At 55.5% G+C, this 19,100-nt stretch carries 15 protein-coding genes and 1 tRNA gene; 6 read left to right on the plus strand and 10 right to left on the minus strand.

All coding sequences use genetic code 11. The annotated features are described in order from the left end of the window. Positions 1–41 precede the first annotated feature (41 nt). The 4 genes from OOZ53_RS12830 to OOZ53_RS12845 are packed head-to-tail and all read right to left on the minus strand — an operon-like array spanning position 42 to position 7,061. Positions 42–3,245, minus strand: a complete 3,204-nt coding sequence (locus OOZ53_RS12830; RefSeq protein WP_271089979.1) for a DEAD/DEAH box helicase — start codon at positions 3,243–3,245, stop codon at positions 42–44. Next, the gene (locus OOZ53_RS12835; protein ID WP_271089980.1) at positions 3,242–4,555 is read right to left on the minus strand and encodes an EH signature domain-containing protein; all 1,314 of its coding nucleotides are present in this window, start codon (positions 4,553–4,555) and stop codon (positions 3,242–3,244) included. Before OOZ53_RS12835 ends, OOZ53_RS12830 begins: the two co-directional genes overlap by 4 nt. Further along, positions 4,552–5,595: an OmpA family protein gene (locus tag OOZ53_RS12840; RefSeq protein ID WP_271089981.1), complete on the minus strand. Its 1,044-nt coding sequence runs from the start codon at positions 5,593–5,595 to the stop codon at positions 4,552–4,554. Before OOZ53_RS12840 ends, OOZ53_RS12835 begins: the two co-directional genes overlap by 4 nt. Beyond that, positions 5,592–7,061, minus strand: coding sequence for a hypothetical protein (locus OOZ53_RS12845; RefSeq protein ID WP_271089982.1), 1,470 nt, complete (start codon positions 7,059–7,061; stop codon positions 5,592–5,594). Before OOZ53_RS12845 ends, OOZ53_RS12840 begins: the two co-directional genes overlap by 4 nt. Before the next feature lie 485 nt (positions 7,062–7,546). Between OOZ53_RS12845 and OOZ53_RS12850 the strand changes: the two genes are divergently transcribed. Beyond that, on the plus strand, positions 7,547–8,800 hold the full coding sequence (locus tag OOZ53_RS12850) for a DUF5677 domain-containing protein (RefSeq protein WP_271089983.1): 1,254 nt from the start codon (positions 7,547–7,549) through the stop codon (positions 8,798–8,800). A 323-nt stretch (positions 8,801–9,123) separates the two neighbouring features. Here the strand turns inward: OOZ53_RS12850 and OOZ53_RS12855 are convergent. The 5 genes from OOZ53_RS12855 to OOZ53_RS12875 all read right to left on the minus strand — a co-directional run bounded on the left by OOZ53_RS12855 (position 9,124) and on the right by OOZ53_RS12875 (position 14,270). Further along, a tRNA-Arg gene (locus tag OOZ53_RS12855) sits at positions 9,124–9,200 on the minus strand. 96 nt (positions 9,201–9,296) lie between these two features. Next, positions 9,297–10,835 carry a sensor histidine kinase gene (locus OOZ53_RS12860; RefSeq protein WP_271089985.1) on the minus strand — a complete coding sequence of 513 codons (1,539 nt, stop codon included), beginning with the start codon at positions 10,833–10,835 and terminating at the stop codon, positions 9,297–9,299. Between the two features lie 108 nt (positions 10,836–10,943). Continuing rightward, entirely contained in the window at positions 10,944–12,371 is a 1,428-nt protein-coding gene (locus OOZ53_RS12865) for a dihydrolipoyl dehydrogenase family protein (protein ID WP_271089987.1), read from the minus strand. Positions 12,372–12,451: 80 nt separating this feature from the next. Next, complete coding sequence (locus tag OOZ53_RS12870) at positions 12,452–13,264, minus strand: TVP38/TMEM64 family protein (protein WP_271089988.1); 813 nt, start codon at positions 13,262–13,264, stop codon at positions 12,452–12,454. Between the two features lie 172 nt (positions 13,265–13,436). After that, positions 13,437–14,270, minus strand: coding sequence for a DUF547 domain-containing protein (locus tag OOZ53_RS12875; RefSeq protein WP_271089990.1), 834 nt, complete (start codon positions 14,268–14,270; stop codon positions 13,437–13,439). Between the two features lie 353 nt (positions 14,271–14,623). On the opposite strand from OOZ53_RS12875, the gene rpmH reads away from it, so the two are divergent. The 5 genes from rpmH to OOZ53_RS12900 all read left to right on the plus strand — a co-directional run bounded on the left by rpmH (position 14,624) and on the right by OOZ53_RS12900 (position 18,512). Further along, positions 14,624–14,761, plus strand: a complete 138-nt coding sequence (rpmH, locus tag OOZ53_RS12880) for a 50S ribosomal protein L34 (protein WP_136657526.1) — start codon at positions 14,624–14,626, stop codon at positions 14,759–14,761. A gap of 29 nt (positions 14,762–14,790) precedes the next feature. Further along, positions 14,791–15,192, plus strand: coding sequence for a ribonuclease P protein component (gene rnpA, locus OOZ53_RS12885; RefSeq protein WP_271089992.1), 402 nt, complete (start codon positions 14,791–14,793; stop codon positions 15,190–15,192). After that, positions 15,192–17,033 carry a membrane protein insertase YidC gene (yidC, locus tag OOZ53_RS12890; RefSeq protein ID WP_271089993.1) on the plus strand — a complete coding sequence of 614 codons (1,842 nt, stop codon included), beginning with the start codon at positions 15,192–15,194 and terminating at the stop codon, positions 17,031–17,033. The genes rnpA and yidC overlap by 1 nt, the downstream gene beginning before the upstream one ends. A 16-nt stretch (positions 17,034–17,049) precedes the next feature. Further along, positions 17,050–17,709, plus strand: coding sequence for a ribosome biogenesis GTP-binding protein YihA/YsxC (gene yihA, locus OOZ53_RS12895; protein ID WP_271089994.1), 660 nt, complete (start codon positions 17,050–17,052; stop codon positions 17,707–17,709). Positions 17,710–17,774: 65 nt separating this feature from the next. Then, the gene (locus tag OOZ53_RS12900; protein WP_271089995.1) at positions 17,775–18,512 is read left to right on the plus strand and encodes a CDP-alcohol phosphatidyltransferase family protein; all 738 of its coding nucleotides are present in this window, start codon (positions 17,775–17,777) and stop codon (positions 18,510–18,512) included. Here the strand turns inward: OOZ53_RS12900 and msrB are convergent. Next, positions 18,500–18,997, minus strand: a complete 498-nt coding sequence (msrB, locus tag OOZ53_RS12905) for a peptide-methionine (R)-S-oxide reductase MsrB (protein WP_271089996.1) — start codon at positions 18,995–18,997, stop codon at positions 18,500–18,502. The two genes, OOZ53_RS12900 and msrB, sit on opposite strands and share 13 nt — an antisense overlap. Between the last annotated feature and the right edge of the window lie 103 nt (positions 18,998–19,100).

Here is a 19,100-nt window from a genome sequence, read left to right on the forward strand (position 1 = left end):
CGCAACTTTTTCAGAATGTTTGAATATGCCATCTTTTGGCACTAGGCTGGAAGCACGAAATCAGGCCACAGGTCGACATCCACAACACTACAAAGTGGCACAACGGATTCCCAATTTGTGGCTTGCTCTGTTGGTTTTAGTAGTATGACCTCCGACATCTTGTCGTCCAAATACTGATGGAGTTCTTCTTTTGATTGTTCGGCAGCTATCAATACGGATGCACCATCCTGGTTGGACTGCACAACAAACACGTTTTCAGCTTGCCTTTCTATAATGAGGTCTTCTCGACCTACGAAGAACTCAACAAAATCTTTCTCTCTGGGCATATCGTCCACTATGCGGCCAGACACTGCCGCATCATGCAGCCCCTTGATATCGTCTTCGTTTATATCGGCTGGTTGCAATACGTTGGAAGCTAGTTCCAATTTGTCAGTCATCAAACGGTGCAAGAGGCAATCGAAAGAGGCCCTTCCAAGCTTGGGGTGCACGGCAAGTGGCAGATGCACAGTTACTGGTCGCTGTTGGCCGATACGATGCGTTCGGTCATTGCACTGTTCCTCGACAGCAGGGTTCCACCATCTGGTTAAGTGAATGACGTGATTTGCTGCTGTCAGCGTCAATCCGGTTCCTGCCGCGCGCGGGCCAAGCACCAGAACGTCAAAACCCTCATCATTAGAAAGGTGCCTCTGAAAGCGGTCTGTAATATCTTTTCGATCATCTATTGGTGTATCGCCATTTATCAACATTACCTCTGGCAGATCGAATTCTATTTTAAGAACCTCGATGAACCATGCCTGTATGTCACGATTCTCAATGAATATGAGGACACGCTCATTCCTGGATTTAATAAGTGCCAGTATATCCAACACTGCCTTGGTCCGCGCTGATGCAGCTGCAAAATCACTCCCCAACTCACCCTCTATCAAACCAGGATGAGCTGACGCGCGCCTTATGTGCTGCAGAACTTGCAAAATCCCCCCGGTTTTCGCCCGTGCTTCATCATACCGAATCGCTTGTGTCTCAGGCATTTCGCGGGGATACAGCAGTCTAGTTTTTGGTGGAATTGAAGGATCGGCCTCTGCTTTGGTTCGTCGCATACAAAGTGGGGGGCGGTCACCTTTGGAATCGAACAGCGCGTTACGAAGTTGTGCCAACCTTGCATGGGAGGGTCTGTCGAACAGTCGGCGAAATCCAGACAGAGCCCCGAGTGCTCCAGGGCAAATAACATCCATTATTGCCCAGATATCACGTGTAGCGTTCTCTATTGGTGTACCGGTCAACCCAATTGTAAATTCGGCATTCATCGCTTTCGCTGCACGCGAACGCTGTGTTCGAGGATTTTTTACGAACTGCATCTCATCGAAGACCGCCACAGAAAATGGAAGCTGTGCCAAACTGACAGCATAGTTTGCAAGAGTCTGATACGTTGTGATCACAGTTCCGCGAGCACCGCGCAGAGGCTCTAAATCCAAGTGTTCTCGACCATCACCAATATCGCGACCTTTGATGGATTTGATCTTCCATCTTGACAGCTCAGGACCGTAAAATTTGTATATCGGTCCGAGTGCACCATTAGAGAGGTGCGTTTCGATCTCAGCCTCCCAATTACGCAATAATGATGTCGGCGCAACAATCAGCGTCGGTTTTGGTGCGACTTCTTCCGCCTCCATCTGAATATTCAGCCATGCAAGGAAAGAGAGTGTTTGAAGCGTTTTTCCTAGACCCTGCTCATCAGCATTTAACAATCCAGGAAGACCGCTCGCCCAGGCTTTTAACTGCCACTGAAACGATTGGCTCTGATAGTATCGCAGTGGGGTCTTTACACTGGAGGGTAGCTTAGTATCTATGTCCACCCTTCGAGGGGTAGCGCCTGCGACGTACTCAACATCCCAGAAGTTATCGTGTGTCAAAGGCAAGAATGCATCAGCAGCTTCCAGAGGCGGTTCTGCTTGCCTTTCAGGAAGCATGGCCAATCGACGTTCTAGAGCTTCTGCAACTTGTCCATTCGCCGGAATGTCTCCGACATCAAGCGACACGAAATCAACCCCATCAATTATCGCCGTCCTAACCGCCTGCAGAGCATTTGCCACATCTTCATCCAAAATGGCCCCAAGAACTTCCCCAATGGAAACGTTCATGGTGGCAGGCAACCAAGGAAGGCCTGTACCAGCGTTGATTTCCGAAGGTGTCGGGGGTACTACACCAACCCCTGTTACTCTGTCTGACCAACTGTTCGTCTCAGTCCAACCGTTTCCAACAGTTTGTTCGATGAGCTCCACTACGCCTTCGGGACTGGTCTCCTCGTTGATGCGTCCGGTTTCGCGCAACTGTTCTTCAATTGCTTCCGCAATTATCCGTGGTGCGTTCTCAATAAAGTATCGTCGCTCATTCGCATCGCCCTGCATGGCTTCGGCGATCACCCGAAGCACAGGTGCCGCCGACCTATCAACAACTGTAAACGTGCCGTCCGAAAGCCTATAAGCTGGTTGAGCACCGCGCCGTATCACAGCATCCTGAAAGCTCTCCAATTGCGAACCAAACAAGGCCGGCCAGTCCACACCCTGTTCATTATTTTCATTTACAGAAAATGGTACTGGTGCAAATTCATCTTCTCTTTCCGAATTCACTTCAATTCCGACACGACTTATCGTGACGATTCTAAGGTCGTTCAAGAATTGGTCTAGCGCCACACTCTCACCGTCATCACCAAGGAGAGTTTTAAAACGAGCGAGAGTTTGCCAGTGCTTTTCCAACGGAGCAGTAGGATCGAAAGTGGCGGATATTGTTATAGCCTCAAATATCGCCTCGGGCAGTCGCATGCTGTATTCAGGCGAGTCTGGATGTAAAATGGAACCGCTGCGAGCAACGGCTTCACGCCTTCCGTTGTTTTCCCACCACCACTTGAACTCTGCGTCTTCGCTGCCCAAATCGCCCTGAAGTTTAGCGCAGAAAACAAGATCGTGGACTAACGCGGGAAGCCCAAGTGTGTTGGCGAATGGCTCGTCCAGCCGGGACACGAGCCTGTGTGATAACGCAATTGAGTCTCGTCGGATAACACTGTCTTTGGCTTCAGGATCTAGCGAATGAACCCTAGCTAGCGCATAGGCCAGTTCTCGTTCCGCTTTCGGCAACGCAGTTAGATCAATATCGAGATCTCGTTTCCAACGCCGCAGAATACCAGGGGACGTCTTTTCGGGACGAAGAATTACCGCATCGTTCTTCACGTCTAAGGTGAATTTGATCAACTTTGAAGTCTCCTACGTACCCAATTCCTCCAGTGTCCTGGTGGGTCATGCCAGTTCGTATTTCGCTTGTCTTCCCTCGGTAAAGTGATGTCTTGATCAAGGTAAATGGGTTCATAAAGCTTTGGCCGTGCTGGAAATCCTTTGTCAAATATGTGGACCCTGTAGTTGTGAGATCCCTCAACGATCACTCTTTCCCCAGAACGCATTATCAGCAGTGAAGTGTCCGTTCTTGAGCCCGATTGTTTTGCGAAAGAACGATAGGACACGTCGCCCGTTACTTGTGCCCTCTTGAGGGCGACGGCCTCTGCAGCGGGGTGCAAAGCGACCCAAGCTTCTTCAACAATTCCGTCCTCGAAAAGTGACGTCCAAAATGTGCGTCGAACTTTCCAAGTTTCTCGATTTTCTACATCTGAAATAACGTCCATGAATGCACGTATGCTATCGCCTGCAAGCCAGCGCATTAACACAGCTGTGTGAGTTTCAGCCATTCTGTTCCAGACTTCTGGAGCTTCGATACGTGGATCGCCGAAGTGATCAATCATCCAATCGACCAAAAGCCTCTTGATGTCGTCGGACGGATCCCTTCTTAGCCATGGATCTAGAAGCAATCTCAGACCTTCTAGCAGGGCATCGCCTTGCAACTTTCTACCGTTGTTTGGAGTGATCCATCGCATTAGAGTGGTAATATGTTCACGTGTCTCGGCGAGCGGCAGAAGCCTAAAGTAGGCTGATTGAGACTTGGCACAAAAACCGGTTCCATGGGGATTGGGTAACCCTTGTGAAACGCACCAAGCGTATGCATCTTGCTGCTGTTTCATACGTTCAGCAAATCTTCCTGCACCGCGTATTGCGTCTCCAATCTCAGGGCACGACATAAACAAATTCAAAAACTGCTCAGGCAAATCCTCTAATCGTTTGGCGATTATTTCAGCAGCTAAAATCGTGTTTCGACTTTCAGCAATCCAGCTTTCAAGATAACCCTCACACAGCGCGGCCAATAATTGCCCGCGCGATGTTACGGCAGCTTCGGAAAACAAAAACTCCACGAGACTTGGATGCTGTTTCAAACGATCTGAAACCGCCGCTCGAATTAGAGTTGAGATGTCGCCTTCTGTTGCGCCGTCCCAATCATTCGTCTCTAACCGTCTACTGTATGCTCTAGCAATTGCAGAAAGATCTTCGTCGCTTCGGTGGACAAAGTCTGGCACCTTCATCTTGATGGCATTATAGATGCGATCAAGCCGAACCGGTTTAGATATGCGCTTCGGGCGAGGGTTTCCAAATGCTACCAGTGTTTCAAGTGTACTCATTCACTGCCACCCACCAGTAGTCTTTCTCTAATCCTGGCAATATCGTCGACAACAGCCGGTTGAACCATGATAAAGCGGAGGTCAATCCGTCTGTTTGCTGCTCGTCCTTCCTCGGATCTGTTGTCAGCGATCGGCCGATCTTTTCCGTATCCGGCAACAGAAAGTACTGGTTGTCCTGAGAGATTCACGTGATCCGTTAGCCGACTTAAATACTGGTTCATCGCTACATAGGTCGCGGCTGCCCGCCGCGAACTCAGCTCAACGTTGAGAGATGCGGAGCCTGTACTATCGGTATGCCCTTCAATCTGTAAGGCTTCAACTACAGCAAATGCTTCGTTGCAGTCAGAGCTGTAGGACGATCGAACTCCCAGAGTGTAACAAGGCAGAACTCCATCAATAATTTCTGCAATCCGTTCTACTTTTTTCCGCCTGTCTGTTGATAGTTCGGCACTACTAGACTCAAAAAGTCCCTCACCCTGAAACTGAAGTGCGTCGTTCGTTTTACTTAAACGGACACCTAGTTCAGGATATTCTGCGTTTATTAGATCACGAAGACGAAGAAGTAGACGAGTGCGCTCGGCACTTACATCAGCATTGTATGTTTCCAGGCGATTGATTTCTCGCTCTGATAGCAAACGATAAAGACGGTTTAGTTCGTCTCGCAATCTTTCATCGTCTTTAGCTGCTTCAGCTAGTTGTTCATTCGATTTCTGCCGTATTGCAAGCTCTTCACGAAGTGCTGTGTTCTCCGCCAGCAACTCAGAGATGTTCAGTTCCTCGGGTATCCCTGACAAACGAGACAAGAGTGTTTCCATTCGACGAATTGTCTGTTGTAGTTGCTCGTCACGTTCGGCAAGGCGGTTGGCCACTCGGTCGTATTCATCCTGCGAAACAACCGCTTCTGGGCGCAGCTGACTGGCAAAAAACGCCAGCAAAATTAGTACAATAAATAGGATACTCACCGCCATGTCTGTCATGGAGATAAAAACTGACTCGTCTTCATCTTCTGAATGCCGATGGTACCGTCGCAAGGTTCTCATTGAACTTGTCGCTCCGAAGCTCCGGTGGTTTCGGGCTCATAACTTTTGGCACCATCAATTAGGCTCTGTAGTCGTTGAAGTGCATCTGCATATCGATCGTGCACGGAGCTTGAAAACTTCTCTACTTCACCAACCGCGCTGTCCAAATTGTCTTTATAGCTACGCAGCGCTCTATCCATTTCTCCATCATACGCTTTTGCACGCTGCTCAAACGCGTCGACTTGTTCGCGAATTGCGGTAGCTGTACTCAACAGAACCGTCGATTGCTCACTCAAAGAGGCTTGCGCGGCATTCACCATGTTGATGCTCGCTTTTGCAATAGAGCGTGCTGTGTCGGAAGTTTCCGCTATCGATTCGGCTAGTGGTGTCGCGCCCCGTTCCAGCTTTTCGCCAGCCGCAGCGAGTTTACCATTAACCATTTCAAGCCGACGAGAAACCGCGTCAAGCCCAGCTGTAGTCTTTTCCATTTCGCCAACAAAACCATTCGTAACATCAGCCAATTGAGATGTTAAATCCGCCATCTTTTCAGAAGCCAATTCCATTTGTTCTCCCGCATGGGTGATAGAACCCGAGAGAGTATCGGCCACCTGCCCAGCAACTGCGCGAAGTGCCTGGCCCGCCGCATCTGATCCTTGGTCAACGGCCTGTTGGAGTGGTTTTGTTAGTGCTTCAATCAGTTCAGTGTTGAGGCGCTGCATGTGGCTCCTCATTGAACGAGCTTCCTCGAGTTGATCTTGAGAAAGCGCCTCGAGGCTTACGAACTGAACCCTACGTTCTACTTGGTGAGAAAGATCAGCCACTGCATTTTCGATTTTGCGTGAGCGCCACCGGATAAACAAACTCAAGATAATTGATGCGAACAGCCCTGAAAGGGACATGATGAACTTTGCTGATGCAACGGACAGCAAGTCATTGAGAGAAGCTGTTAACAAGGTCTGGTCTGCTCCAGATCCTGCACTTCTCAGTGTTTCACCAGTTTGTACCAGTGCAGCGACTAGCCCCAGAAAGGTTAGGAATAAGCCAACAGAAACAAAGACTCCTGGCCAAAACCGCCAGCCCGCCAAGCCAAAACCCAAGTTAGAGATATTAAAGAACTCATTCGGACGTGCCGAATTCCTGATTACCGCGTTGCCGCCATCAATCGGCTCAATCAACGTTTCACGGAATTCGGCCCAAGCGTCTGAGAGCTTCCTTTTGTTGTTGTTAGATCTCCAATCCAATATCTGCTTTGAAATGGTACTGTATTGCTGCGTAAACTCCGTCTCGTTTGCAGTTTTCTGCACAAGTTTGCTGAGGGAGATGACCGCTCTATGTTCACGTGCCGTTACAACCCAAATTAGGAAACCTATGAACCCCGCCGCAACCATGATTGCCAATGATACAATCCCCGGAACCGAAGGATTGGTGAGCAACTCTGCTACGTCCAGGATGTGGTCGCGAGTCCAAAGACCAAATACTTCCAACATACAAGTTCCAATCAAAATATTGCGACGACAACTCCAACCGAAACTGAGATTATGCCGTGGCTACGCAATCGTTCTTGGTCTCACATTCTGAAACACATGATCTCAAATTGGAAACTCGCTCAATCTAGGTACAAAACTGGGTACCCATAGACCTGACCTTTTGACATCGGTAGCGGCAACGATCCCCATCAATGGAAGATTGCCCAATCTATTAAGCTAGATTTCGCTCGTCAAAAAAAATGCAACATCCGCGAGAGTTCGGATTCAATTTCAATTTCTTGCACTCCCACCTACTCATTTAGATCTCGCAAGCGCAATAATCTGTTCCCTAAATTTCGCAGGGTACGAATTCTGAGTTCTCAGCATGATAAGCACATTCCTTCAGAAACGGAAAAGTGCAGATCAAACCGAGGGCACACCATACAACCACTTAGCCTGTTTGCTATCCTGATGGTTTACTCACCGATTCGATGTCGGAGTTGACAATGGTAGATGATTTCCAGACCGAGTTCGACAGAATGGTACAGGAGATACCGCGTGAATTCCTAAAACGGATGATTGAATGCAAGCTGAAAGAAGCTGGTATTGAACCCTCTCCTGAAAGAGTCGCGCGCGTTGCCGACGCAATCCTAGCAGGGGAAGAACAGTTCATATTGGATGACGAGGGACCAGAATTGAATGTCGCTCTAGCGTTCGACGATGAAGACATTGCTGATCTTGAGGATTCGATAGAAGAATTTTGTAATCACCAACTGCCGGATATTATTTCCACTACAGCTGGCGAAGCTGCTCATGATGTTTTCAAGGGTCTAAAGAAGCAATGGCCTGAACAAAAAGCATGGCAGGATGGTCAAATCGCGCAATTTGCGATTAGGCTCGGATTGAGGTGGGGAGAAGCGTTCGAATCTTATAGGATGCTCCTAACAGCCGCGCGTGAACTGGGCAAGACCTACCATACAAAACTTCAGAAATCGCGCGCGAAGCGAAACATTCATAAGCGGTCCGCAATTAATCGCTTGCATGCACGAGCCTGCTGCGTGTCCGAAGAAATTCTGGTGCTACTTCAAGAGGGTTTTGCCGACGGGGCGATGGCACGATGGCGAACCTTACATGAGATAGCGACTGTATTCACTTTAATTGTCGAACACGATGACGAACTTGCCGAACGCTACCTCTTGCACGAGGTTGTGGAGGCAAAGCGCGCACTCGAAACATATGAGAAAACGCACCTTACACTGGGCTACAAACCGTCCTCCAAACGAGAGGCTGCCCGCACTCGAAAGGCTTATGAAGAGTTACGCAAGCGTTTCGGTAAGGAGTACTGCGCTCCGTATGGGTGGGCCGCTTATCATCTTGGAACTGACGGGAAGCGTTTTTCCGACTTAGAAGAAGCTGCAAAGCGAGCCCAGATGCGCCTTCACTTCAAGATGGCTAGTTACAATGTGCACGCTAGTGCGAAAGGAATCACCGGCCAGTTGGGATTGCTGGACAATTGCCCTGCTTTATTGGCTGGTCGCAGCAATGCGGGCCTTGAGGAGCCTGGCCAGAACGCTGCAATTTCTCTCGTTCAAATAACAGTTTTGCTGCTTGGCCCAACTTGGAAGTTTGATGACATTGTCATGGCGAATGTCCTTATCAAACTGCGTGACAAGACGGTAGACGCGTTTATCAAGGCTGGCAGACGGCTCAAACGAGACGACAAAGCGCTACGTCGTGGTTTGCCTAAAATTGAATCATAGCGGACCAATACATCAACAAGGCCAGATGTCTGCTCTCCGACTGTTTGAGAATTCGGAAACAACAATCGGGCGCAACCCGCCCCCAGCTTGTTCCAAATATCCGCAAAGCTTCTAACAGTTCAGTTGTGCGGGGAGTGGACGGGCTTTCGATTGCCTTACGCGCCTATCTTTTCAGCGATCATCCAATTTCGGTACCGTTAGTGTTTTTGAAATAGAAGCAACGTGACTGAAATTGTTGTGGATTGAAATCGCACTGAATTGGACGCCATTTGGACGCCATTTCGTAGTGACCGCAATGCGATATTGCTAAGTAATTGATTTAATGGCGCGCTCGGGAAGATTCGAACTCCCGACCCCCAGATTCGTAGTCTGGTGCTCTATCCAGCTGAGCTACGAGCGCGCGGGCGGTGGCGTTGCCTGTCCGCGAGGCGTGTAACTAATCCTTTCGCCGCAGGAATGCAAGCGCCGTGCGACGATTTTTTGGCACGACGCCGCCCTATTCGCCGACTTCCTTGATCGGCATTGGCGCTGTCCGTTCTCGGCAGAGCGCCTGGTCCGGCTGGTTCGGCAGGGTGATGCGGAAACGGGTTCCGGGGCCTGGCTTGTCGGCAAGCATGATCGCGCCGCCATGGGCGCGCACCAGTTCGCTGGCAATGGCAAGGCCGAGGCCGGTTCCGCCGGAGCGGGCCGAGCCGCGAAAAGCTGTGAAAAGGTTTTCACGCGCCTTGGCCGGCATGCCGGGGCCGGTGTCGTCGATATCGATGGTCGCGGTGCCGTTCTCCACCGACGCGGACACGGTGACACGGCGCACGATGGCAAGATCATCCATGCCATCCGCCGTCAGGGCCTGAATGGCGTTGCGGCACAGATTGTGGATAACGCGAAAGAGCTGCTCGCTGTCCGCCTCGATCTCCAGACCCTCGGGAACGTCGATGATGAAGTCGACGGGCGACGCATCGGGCGCCGGCTCGCCGTCCGGCCGCAGATCGGCATCGACGATCAGCATGTCGCGCACATCGGCGACGAGCGCGGCGAAATCGACCAGCCGCCGGTTCGGTTCCGCCTCGTTGGCGCGGCCATAGTCCAGCACCTCGCGCGTATAGTCGACCGCACGGTCCATGGTGCGGATAAGCTTCGGCGCGAAGCGCTTGACGACCGGATCGTCAACCATGGAAAGGCGGTCGGACATCAGCTGCGCTGACGCCAGAATGTTGCGCATATCATGGTTGATCTTGGAGACGGCAAGACCGAGATTGGCCAGGTGCTGCTGCTTTTTCAGCGTTGCCTGCAGCTCCTGCTGCATCGACTGCAGGTGCCGCTCGGCTATGCCGATCTCGTCATTGACCTCGCGCGGCGCGATCACCCGCGCCGGATCGTCCGGTTCGCGGGAAAAGGCCTGCATGCTGGTCGTCATGCGGCGGATGGGACGGATCATCATGGCGTTGATGGCGACAAAGACCAGGCCGGCGGTGAACAGCGATATCAGCACTGAAAGGAAGAAGACGTTGCGCCCATAGACAAGCATCGCATTGCGCAGCGGGTCCTCTTCCATGACGACGTCGATCATCATGCCGCTGCCCTCGACCGGGCCGTAAACACGGATAATGCGGTCGTCTGAAAACAGGGTCACGAAGGCGTCCCGGATGGCAGCGAAGGCCGAGACGGAGGAAAGGTCGTATTGCCGGTCAACCTGGGGCGGCATGTCGGAGGCGGCAATCAGCCGGCTCATGTCGCCGCTCTTGAGCGCGATCGACTTGGTGCCGGTGGCCATCAGCGCGTCGTTCTGGATCGGACGCGGCAGTTCCATGTCCTCCCAGCCCTCGACGACAAGGCTCGCGGCGGCGGCCGTGCGCAGCCGGTCTTCCAGCCAGCGCATGCGCATATTGGCGACGGAGGGAACGAAGATCAGCACCTCGGCCGCCATCACGAACAGCACCGTCAGCAAAAGCAGCTTGCCGGACAGGCTGTGCCACGGCTTCTGCTTGCCGTTGGTGGCGAGCGTTTCGCGTCTATCCGCGCCGTTTCCCGAATCCATCACAAATCCCGGATCAACCATAACCGGCAGGACCCGCCGCACGCCCGTGCAACGCCCTCAACCGCCGTTGTCTCGTCGGGCATTGCTACACCAAAGGACGGCGCCTGCCTATCCAAATCGACGCATGAACCCGATGATACGGCGCACGAACGGTTTGCGTGTCATGGGGCTATAATAGGTAATTGCCGCGCGCTTTCCAATCTCGGCCATGGTCGGATAGGGCGGAACATAGCCGCGCACGTTGGAAAGCCGCATCTTGTTGGCGATCGCCAGGGCCCACATATTGATCATCTCGCCGGCACCGGCGCCGGCTATGGAAACGCCGACCACCCTGCCCTTCTTGTCCGTGATCAGCTTGATCAGACCGTCGGTCTTGCGCTCGGCCAGCGCGCGGTCGTTCTCCGCGTAGGGCCAGCGCAGGACCTGGATCTCTCCATGCTTTTTGCGCGCTTCTTCCTCGCCCAGTCCCACATGGGCGAGCTCCGGGTCCGTATAGGTGGCCCAGGGAATAATGCCGGTGTTCTGTTTCGCCGGCGCGCGGAACAGGATCTGCTGCACGACAAGGCCGGCATGATATCCGGCGACATGGGTGAATTGCAGCCCGCCGGCCACGTCGCCAATGGCAAAGACGCGGCGGTTGGTCGTTTTCAGGTTTGGCTGAACCTTGATGCCCTTGCGGTCATATTCAATGCCGGCCTCGGTCAGGCCAATGCCCTCGACATTGACGGCGCGGCCCGTGGCGACGAGGATGTGCGAGCCGTCGACGGTGCTCTCGCCGTCTTCCGATTCGACCGTGACACGCACACCGGCCCGGCCGAACTTCTTCACCGCCGTGACCGATGTCCCTTCCATGATCGTCACGCCCTCGGCGCGGATCCGGTCGAGCACGACGGCGGCAAGTTCCGGATCGTCCTTGCCGAGCGCCTTGAGGCCCTCGATGACGGTAACTTCGGAACCGAGCCGGCGATGGGCCTGTGCCATCTCCATGCCGATGGGTCCGCCGCCGATGACGATCAGATGACGGGCTCTTTGCGTGCGGTCGAACAGGGTTTCGTTGGTCAGATAATCGACCGTATCGAGACCCGGGATCGGCGGGACAAAGGGCGTGGAGCCGGTCGCCACGACGTAGCGCCTTGCCTTGATCTCGTAATCGCCGGCGACCACCGTGTCCGGGTCGGTGAAGGCGGCGGCGGCCTCGATCACCTTGACGCCGAGTGCCGTGAACCGTTCGACCGAATCGTTCGGTGCGATCGCGCCGATGACCGAGTGGATGTGTTCGTGCACCTTCTTGTAGTCGATCTTGACCTCGCCGGCATTGACGCCGAAATGCGGCGCCTCGGCGATCGCGTGGGCGTGCTTGCCGGCGGCGATGATCGCCTTTGAGGGCACGCAGCCATAGTTGAGGCAGTCGCCGCCCATCTTGCCCTTTTCGATCAGCACCACATCGACGCCGAAGGAGGCGGCGGCGGCGGCAACGGTAAGCCCGCCGGATCCGGCGCCGATTACGCAAATGTCGGGGCGAAGCGTGGTGGTCATGAAATTCCCTCCGGGGACAGTATCGTTTGTGCGCGCCCGGCCTTGCGGAACAGAAAATCAGCGGGGCGGCGGCAGAATAATCAGAATTCGCGGCCGGCGCGGAATTTTTTGATGATGAACGGGATGGCCGCCACGACGGCGAGCGCGGCAAAGGCAATGGTGAGCTCAGCGGTCACGAGATCGGTCAGCGATACATCCCGGCCGGCTGCCTTGGCGGATTCAATAACGCTGTCCAGACCCTGGCCCAGATAGGTGTAGGCATAGGTGCCGGGAAGAATGCCGAGGAAGGTCGCGGCGACATAGATGCGCAGCGGCACGTTGAACAGGGCCGGTGCGATGTTGATGACGAAGAACGGAAAGACCGGCGCCAGACGCAGCACGAGAAGGAAACCAAAGGCATTTTCCTCGAAACTATGCGCCAGTTTGGCAACCGAGGGACCCGCCATTTTCTCCAGAAAATCGCCAAGGGCGGTCCGTGCCGCGAGAAAGATGATCGAAGCGCCGATCGTCGCGGCAAATGCGGTGAGCGTGCCGGCCAGGAACCAGCCGAAGACGAAACCGCCCAGAATGGTCAAAAGCGAGGCGGCGGGAAAGGAAAACGCGACGGCCAGGACATAAATGGCAAAGTAGACGGCGCTCGCCATCACGATGTTCTCCATGACATGGGCCTTGAGCGTGTCGCGATGTTCGATGAGCGATTCGAGCGTCAGATATTCGTGCAGGCCGAACAGGTATCCGACGACCAGGCCGCAAGCAATGACGACGATCGGGGCAAAGCGTTTCAGCTTTGCGCCGGCGCCCGCCTTCCCGCCTGCATCCTTTTCGCCCATGGCCGACTGCCGGTCCAGTTCCTGTGCCGTCTCCCGATCAACGGGTTTGCTGTCACTGGTCATGGCGCGCTCCTGGTTCGTTCGCTCTGTGCCGATGCGCCAGACGCGCATTGCGGTGCTGCGAACCTAAGCATCACGCGCACAACCTTCCAATGAATTCCACTCCCATTTTCGAAAGTGTATGTGACCTTGGACCCGCCGGCGCTCACGATGCCGTGAACCGGACAGTTCCGAATCAGCTGCCAGCATTCACGTCGTTCAGCGACCAGTCATAGACGAACCGGCCGAGCGACGCAGCCCCGATCGCAGCCTTGTGCTGCGGTTCGGCAAAGGCGCTCCAGTGTTGCTTGAGGCGGGACTTGCCGCCGAAGTCGCCGGCATACCAGGAGTAGATCTTTGACGCCGTGATACGGCCTGATTTCACCGAAACGCCGCGATCATGGTTCACATAGTCGCGCGCGTTTCGCACCAGCAGGCTGTCGACATTGCGGCCCGTATAGGCCTCAACGACGAGATTGGGGCAGGAATAGGAAGCGCAGTTCAACCCGTAATGGGACATCGGATCGGCAAAGATCGGCCGAACGATCCGGTGCTCGATGTCGTCAAGCGACAATTGCGTTCCTTCCACGGTCAGAACCTTCTTCGACCAGGGCCCCGAACCGAAAAGACCGCCGCCGCCGAGATTGATCTTCTTGATCGAGTTGACGGGATAATAGTCTGTGACCACATCCAGCGTCGCCGCGTTGTAGAGATTGATCCAGTAGGCATGCGCCTCGGCCACGGAAAGCGTCGTCGGGCGCACCTGTTGCAGGGTCACGATATAGGATTTCAGCGCCCGATGGCCGCCGGATTTCAGACGCCGGTAGTCGATCCTGTTATAGGCCTGCGCATCGGCCACAACATGGGTCTTGAGCAAGGCGTCGAAGGCCGAATGATCCACCGCTCCGCTGCCACGGGGCTTCAGCGCCGTGATCGGGCTCTTGGCGAGCGCCGGATTGACATTCGCCACGGCGGCGACGCCCATTGCAGTCGCACCGGTCAGCAGGGCACGGCGGGTCATTGCGGTCATAGATCATCTCCCAACAAAAACGCGGGACCGGATGATTCCCGCAAGAAGCCAATGCGCACAAAATTGCGTGCGGTGCTCGCGCAGGCAATGGAGCGGCGGCCGATCTCACCGCCATGTGATGGAAGGTGATCGTTCACACACGCCGCCGAACGAAGTCCGGCATGCCCGCAGAGCAATCACGTTCGGTGCCGCGCGATTGACTTGCGGCGGCCTTTCTGCGTATAAGCCGCGCACGTTCGGGTCCGGCTGTCCGGCGCGGGTTAATCTGTGCTTTCGCCACCCTGACGGTAATCGCAACGCTACTGTTTTTCAGACAGTCCGAAGAAGGGCCGCACACCGCGGTGTTTAAATAAATGACCAAGCGTACCTATCAACCGTCCAAACTCGTGCGCAAGCGCCGGCACGGCTTCCGCGCACGCACGGCAACCAAGGGTGGCCGCAGAGTTATCGCAGCGCGCCGCGCGCGCGGGCGCAAGCGTCTCTCGGCTTAAGTCCGGACCTCTCAAACGAAGCAGGGCCCATGCCGCCTATCAGGCAATCGCCGCTTATCGGAAGGCTGAAGAAACGCTCCGATTTTCTGGCCGTTCGCAAGGGTGAACGGCGGAAGGGCCCGTATTTCGTGCTCGAAGTGCTGAACCGCGGCGGTGCCGAAGAGACACCGCGGGTCGGCTACACGGTTACCAAGCGACAGGGCAATGCGGTCGAACGCAACCGGATCAGGCGCCGGCTGAGAGAGGCCGTGCGGCTAAAGGCCGGGTTTGATATGAAACCGGGCCATGACTATGTGGTGGTTGCACGGCGCGACGCGCTCAATGCGCCGTTCGCAGACCTGTCTGAATCGCTTGCGCGGCGCATCGGCCGGCCGGCGGCCCCGCAACAGGGCCGGCAGGGCGGCACGGAGCCGAACAACAGGACCGAATGATGGAACAGAACAAAAACTATTTCATTGCCATTGGCTTGTCGGTGTTGATCCTACTCGTCTGGCAGTTTCTGTACGTCAATCCGAAAATCGAACGCGAGCGCGCCGCCCAGGAGGCGTTTCAACAGGAGCAGGCCGCGCAGCAGACGCCGCTGACCGGTCAAAACGGCGAACCGGCCGCAAACACGCCGACCACTGCATCCGAACTGCCGCAGGCCGGCACGACGACGACCGGCCTTCCCGGATCGGCGGCGGGCGGCGCGACGAGCGTCAGCCGCGAAGCCTCGCTCGGACAGTCGCAGCGCATCACCATCGACACACCGGCGCTGACCGGATCGATCAACCTGGAAGGGTCGCGCTTCGACGACCTGAAACTCAAGAACTACCACGAGACGGTGGACCCCACGAGCCCGATCATCGAGCTCTTGTCGCCGGCCTCCATGCAGGAAGGCTATTTCGCCGAGTTCGGTTTCGTCGGCAACGACATCAGCGGCAATGTTCCCGGCCCCACCACCGTCTGGGCGACCGAGGGCACACCTACGCTGACGCCGTCTACGCCCGTCGTCCTTTCATGGACGAATGACAAGGGCCTGACCTTCCAGCGCACCATCAGTGTCGACGAGCACTTCATGTTCGAAGTCGCCGACGCCGTCACGAACAACACCGAAAGCGCCGTCTCGATCTCACCCTATGGCCGCATCACCCGTCTCTACAAGCCGCAACTGACCGGCATCTTCGTCCTTCATGAGGGTCTGCTCGGCGTGTTCGGCGACGACGGCCTTCAGGAAATCGATTATGACGATATCGAGGACGACCGGCAGATTTCACCCGCAAAAGCCACCAATGGCTGGATGGGCATCACCGACAAATACTGGGCGACCGCACTGATTCCGGCTCCGGACCAGCCCTTCCAGGCACGGTTTTCCTATTTCGACGATGGCCGTTCGCGCTATCAGACCGATTTCCTGAGCGATGCGATCACCGTGCAGCCCGGGCAGTCGCAAACGCTGGAAACGCATCTGTTCGCGGGCGCCAAGCAGGTGCCGATCATCAACAGCTATGAAGAGGCCTACAGCATCGACCGGTTCGATCGCATGATCGACTGGGGGTGGTTCTATTTCATCACCAAGCCGATGTTCTACGTGCTCGATTATTTCTACCGCATCTTCGGCAATTTCGGTCTCGCGATCCTGGCGACGACGGTGCTTCTGAAGCTGTTCTTCTTCCCGCTGGCCAACAAGTCCTACAAGTCGATGGCCAATATGAAGAAGGTCCAGCCGAAGATGGAGGAGATCAAGCAGAAACACGGCGAGGACCGTCAGGCCATGCAGAAGGCCATGATGGAGCTCTACAAGAAGGAAAAGGTCAATCCGGTTGCCGGCTGCTGGCCGGTCCTGTTGCAGATCCCCGTCTTCTTCGCCCTCTACAAGGTCCTCTACGTGACCATCGAGATGCGGCATGCGCCGTTCTTCGGCTGGGTCCAGGACCTTTCCGCACCGGATCCGACGACCATCTTCAACCTGTTCGGACTGATCCCCTTTGATCCGCCGGCATTCCTGATGATCGGCGTGTGGCCGCTGCTCATGGGCATCACCATGTTCCTGCAGATGCGCATGAACCCGACGCCGCCCGACCCGACACAGGCGATGATCTTCAACTGGATGCCGGTGATCTTCACCTTCATGCTGGCGACCTTCCCGGCCGGCCTCGTCATCTACTGGGCGTGGAACAACTTCCTGTCGATCCTCCAGCAGGGCGTCATCATGAAGCGCCAGGGCGTCAAGATCGAGCTGTGGGACAATCTGATCAACTTGATCAAGAAGAAGCCGAAGGCGGCCGAATAGCCGCCTTCTGAGTGCCATGACGCCGGAACAGCGCCCATTTCCCGACGCAAAGACGCTTTTTGCGCGCCCCTGGGTGTTCATTCGCGGCGTGCCGGCAATGAAGTTCCTGCCGCCGGAAGGCCCGCCGGAAGTTGCCTTCGCAGGGCGCTCCAATGTCGGGAAATCGTCTCTCATCAATGCGCTGGTGGGGCAAAAGGGCCTTGCCCGCACCTCCAACACGCCGGGACGCACACAGGAACTCAACTATTTCGTCCCGGACGGCTACTCCGGGGAAAAAGGCAACCTGCCGCCGCTCGCACTTGTCGACATGCCGGGATACGGCTTCGCCAAGGCGCCCAAGGCGCAGGTCGATCAGTGGACGAAGCTGGTTTTCGATTATCTGCGCGGCCGGGCGACGCTGAAACGCGTATATGTGCTGATCGACGCGCGTCACGGCATCAAGGCCAATGACGAGGATGTGCTGAAGCTTCTCGACGTCGCCGCCGTCTCCTACCAGATCGTCCTGACAAAGATCGACAAGGTCAAGGCGGCGGGCGTGGCGCCCCTTCTCGAGCGTGTCGATCAACAGATACGCCGACATCCGGCGGCCTTTCCCCAGATCATCGCAACATCGTCCGAGAAAGGGTCGGGGCTGGACGAGTTGCGGCAGGCCATCATTGACGCGGTGACCGCATAAGGCACGATTTCTTTTACCGTTTCTATGCTATGGTCGCATCAGCGTTGCGTAAGGGAAAGCGATGAATGGGCGACAAACCTGAACGTCAGCAGGTGGCCATGGCGTGGGCGGTGCACGCTTTCACGGCATCGGGCATCGTGCTCGGCTTCCTTGCTTTCGTCGCCATCTTGGAGAACGACAAGACGGCCGTGTTCATGTGGCTGGGCCTGGCGCTTTTCGTCGACGCCATCGACGGAACCCTTGCCCGCAAGATTCGCGTCACCGAGGTGACGCCCAATCTTGACGGAACCACGCTCGACAACGTTATCGACTATTTCAACTATGTCGCGGTTCCGGCGATGATGGTCTACTGGTTCGGCCTCGTCCCGGAAGGCTGGGAAACGGTCACCGCGGCCACCATCATGGCCGTTTCCTGCTACACCTTCGCCAATACGGGCATGAAGACGTCGGACTATTATTTTTCCGGCTTCCCGGCCCTTTGGAACGTGGTCGTTCTTTACTTCCACATCCTGCAGACAAACCCGTGGACCAATCTGGTGGTGATCGCCATCTGCGCGGTGCTGACCTTCATTCCGCTCAAATATGTGCACCCGTTCCGGGTGACGGACTGGCGCGGCGTGACGATCCCGATGACGGTTCTGTGGGCGGCAACGACCCTGCGGCTGGTGCTGATTCCGCCGGAGGTGACCACGGAGCAGAAGGCCTCTTCGCTGATCTTCTGGCTCTGGGTGCTGGCGACGCTCTACTTCGCGGGCCTTTCGCTGTGGCGTTCGTTCCGGCCGGAGCCGGATCAGGCGGACTGAGGCTCGAAAACCAGCGCAATGCCATTGATGCAATGACGCAGACCGGTCGGAGGCGGTCCGTCGCTGAAGACATGGCCGAGATGGCCGCCGCAGCGCCGGCAATGGACTTCCGTGCGCGGCACGATCAACTTGAAATCGCGCTTGGTGCCGACGGCATCCGGCAGGGCATCGTAAAAGCTCGGCCAACCGGTGCCGCTGTCATATTTCGTTTCCGACGCATAGAGCGGCAGGTTGCAACCCGCGCAATTGAAGGTCCCCTTGCGTTTTTCATGAAGCAGCGAGCTGGTGTACGGACGCTCCGTCGCTTCCTCGCGCAAGACCGCATACTGGTCGGGCGTCAGCATGCTGCGCCATTCGGCCTCACTGTAGGTGATCTCGAAATCGCCCTCCCCGGCAACGGCCGGCGACGAGGACGGTTTGAGCGCGTAAATACCGCCTAGGGCGGCGACAGCGGCTCCGGACAGCATAAAGGTGCGGCGTTTCATGGCGTTCTTCCTTGAATTTGCGAGCATAATATAGCGTTTGCAGCGTTGAACTGCCCATGAACTTTTCGCGAGCAGCGCAACGGCGGGATCTCGCGAAACGGCA

Origin of the sequence: Allohoeflea poritis, from assembly GCF_027889715.1 — a bacterium.
Lineage (GTDB): Bacteria > Pseudomonadota > Alphaproteobacteria > Rhizobiales > Rhizobiaceae > Hoeflea_A > Hoeflea_A poritis.

What these genes read in the sequence shown, in the direction of transcription:
- rnpA (WP_271089992.1), top strand. Translation starts at nt 14,791, where the DNA reads ATGCCGCCTATCAGGCAATCGCCGCTTATCGGAAGGCTGAAGAAACGC.
- rpmH (WP_136657526.1), top strand. Translation starts at nt 14,624, where the DNA reads ATGACCAAGCGTACCTATCAACCGTCCAAACTCGTGCGCAAGCGCCGG.
- OOZ53_RS12840 (WP_271089981.1), bottom strand. Translation starts at nt 5,595, where the DNA reads ATGAGAACCTTGCGACGGTACCATCGGCATTCAGAAGATGAAGACGAG.
- OOZ53_RS12900 (WP_271089995.1), top strand. Translation starts at nt 17,775, where the DNA reads ATGGGCGACAAACCTGAACGTCAGCAGGTGGCCATGGCGTGGGCGGTG.
- OOZ53_RS12835 (WP_271089980.1), bottom strand. Translation starts at nt 4,555, where the DNA reads ATGAGTACACTTGAAACACTGGTAGCATTTGGAAACCCTCGCCCGAAG.
- OOZ53_RS12875 (WP_271089990.1), bottom strand. Translation starts at nt 14,270, where the DNA reads ATGACCGCAATGACCCGCCGTGCCCTGCTGACCGGTGCGACTGCAATG.
- yidC (WP_271089993.1), top strand. Translation starts at nt 15,192, where the DNA reads ATGGAACAGAACAAAAACTATTTCATTGCCATTGGCTTGTCGGTGTTG.
- OOZ53_RS12865 (WP_271089987.1), bottom strand. Translation starts at nt 12,371, where the DNA reads ATGACCACCACGCTTCGCCCCGACATTTGCGTAATCGGCGCCGGATCC.
- msrB (WP_271089996.1), bottom strand. Translation starts at nt 18,997, where the DNA reads ATGAAACGCCGCACCTTTATGCTGTCCGGAGCCGCTGTCGCCGCCCTA.
- OOZ53_RS12850 (WP_271089983.1), top strand. Translation starts at nt 7,547, where the DNA reads ATGGTAGATGATTTCCAGACCGAGTTCGACAGAATGGTACAGGAGATA.
- OOZ53_RS12870 (WP_271089988.1), bottom strand. Translation starts at nt 13,264, where the DNA reads ATGACCAGTGACAGCAAACCCGTTGATCGGGAGACGGCACAGGAACTG.
- OOZ53_RS12860 (WP_271089985.1), bottom strand. Translation starts at nt 10,835, where the DNA reads ATGGATTCGGGAAACGGCGCGGATAGACGCGAAACGCTCGCCACCAAC.
- yihA (WP_271089994.1), top strand. Translation starts at nt 17,050, where the DNA reads ATGACGCCGGAACAGCGCCCATTTCCCGACGCAAAGACGCTTTTTGCG.
- OOZ53_RS12845 (WP_271089982.1), bottom strand. Translation starts at nt 7,061, where the DNA reads ATGTTGGAAGTATTTGGTCTTTGGACTCGCGACCACATCCTGGACGTA.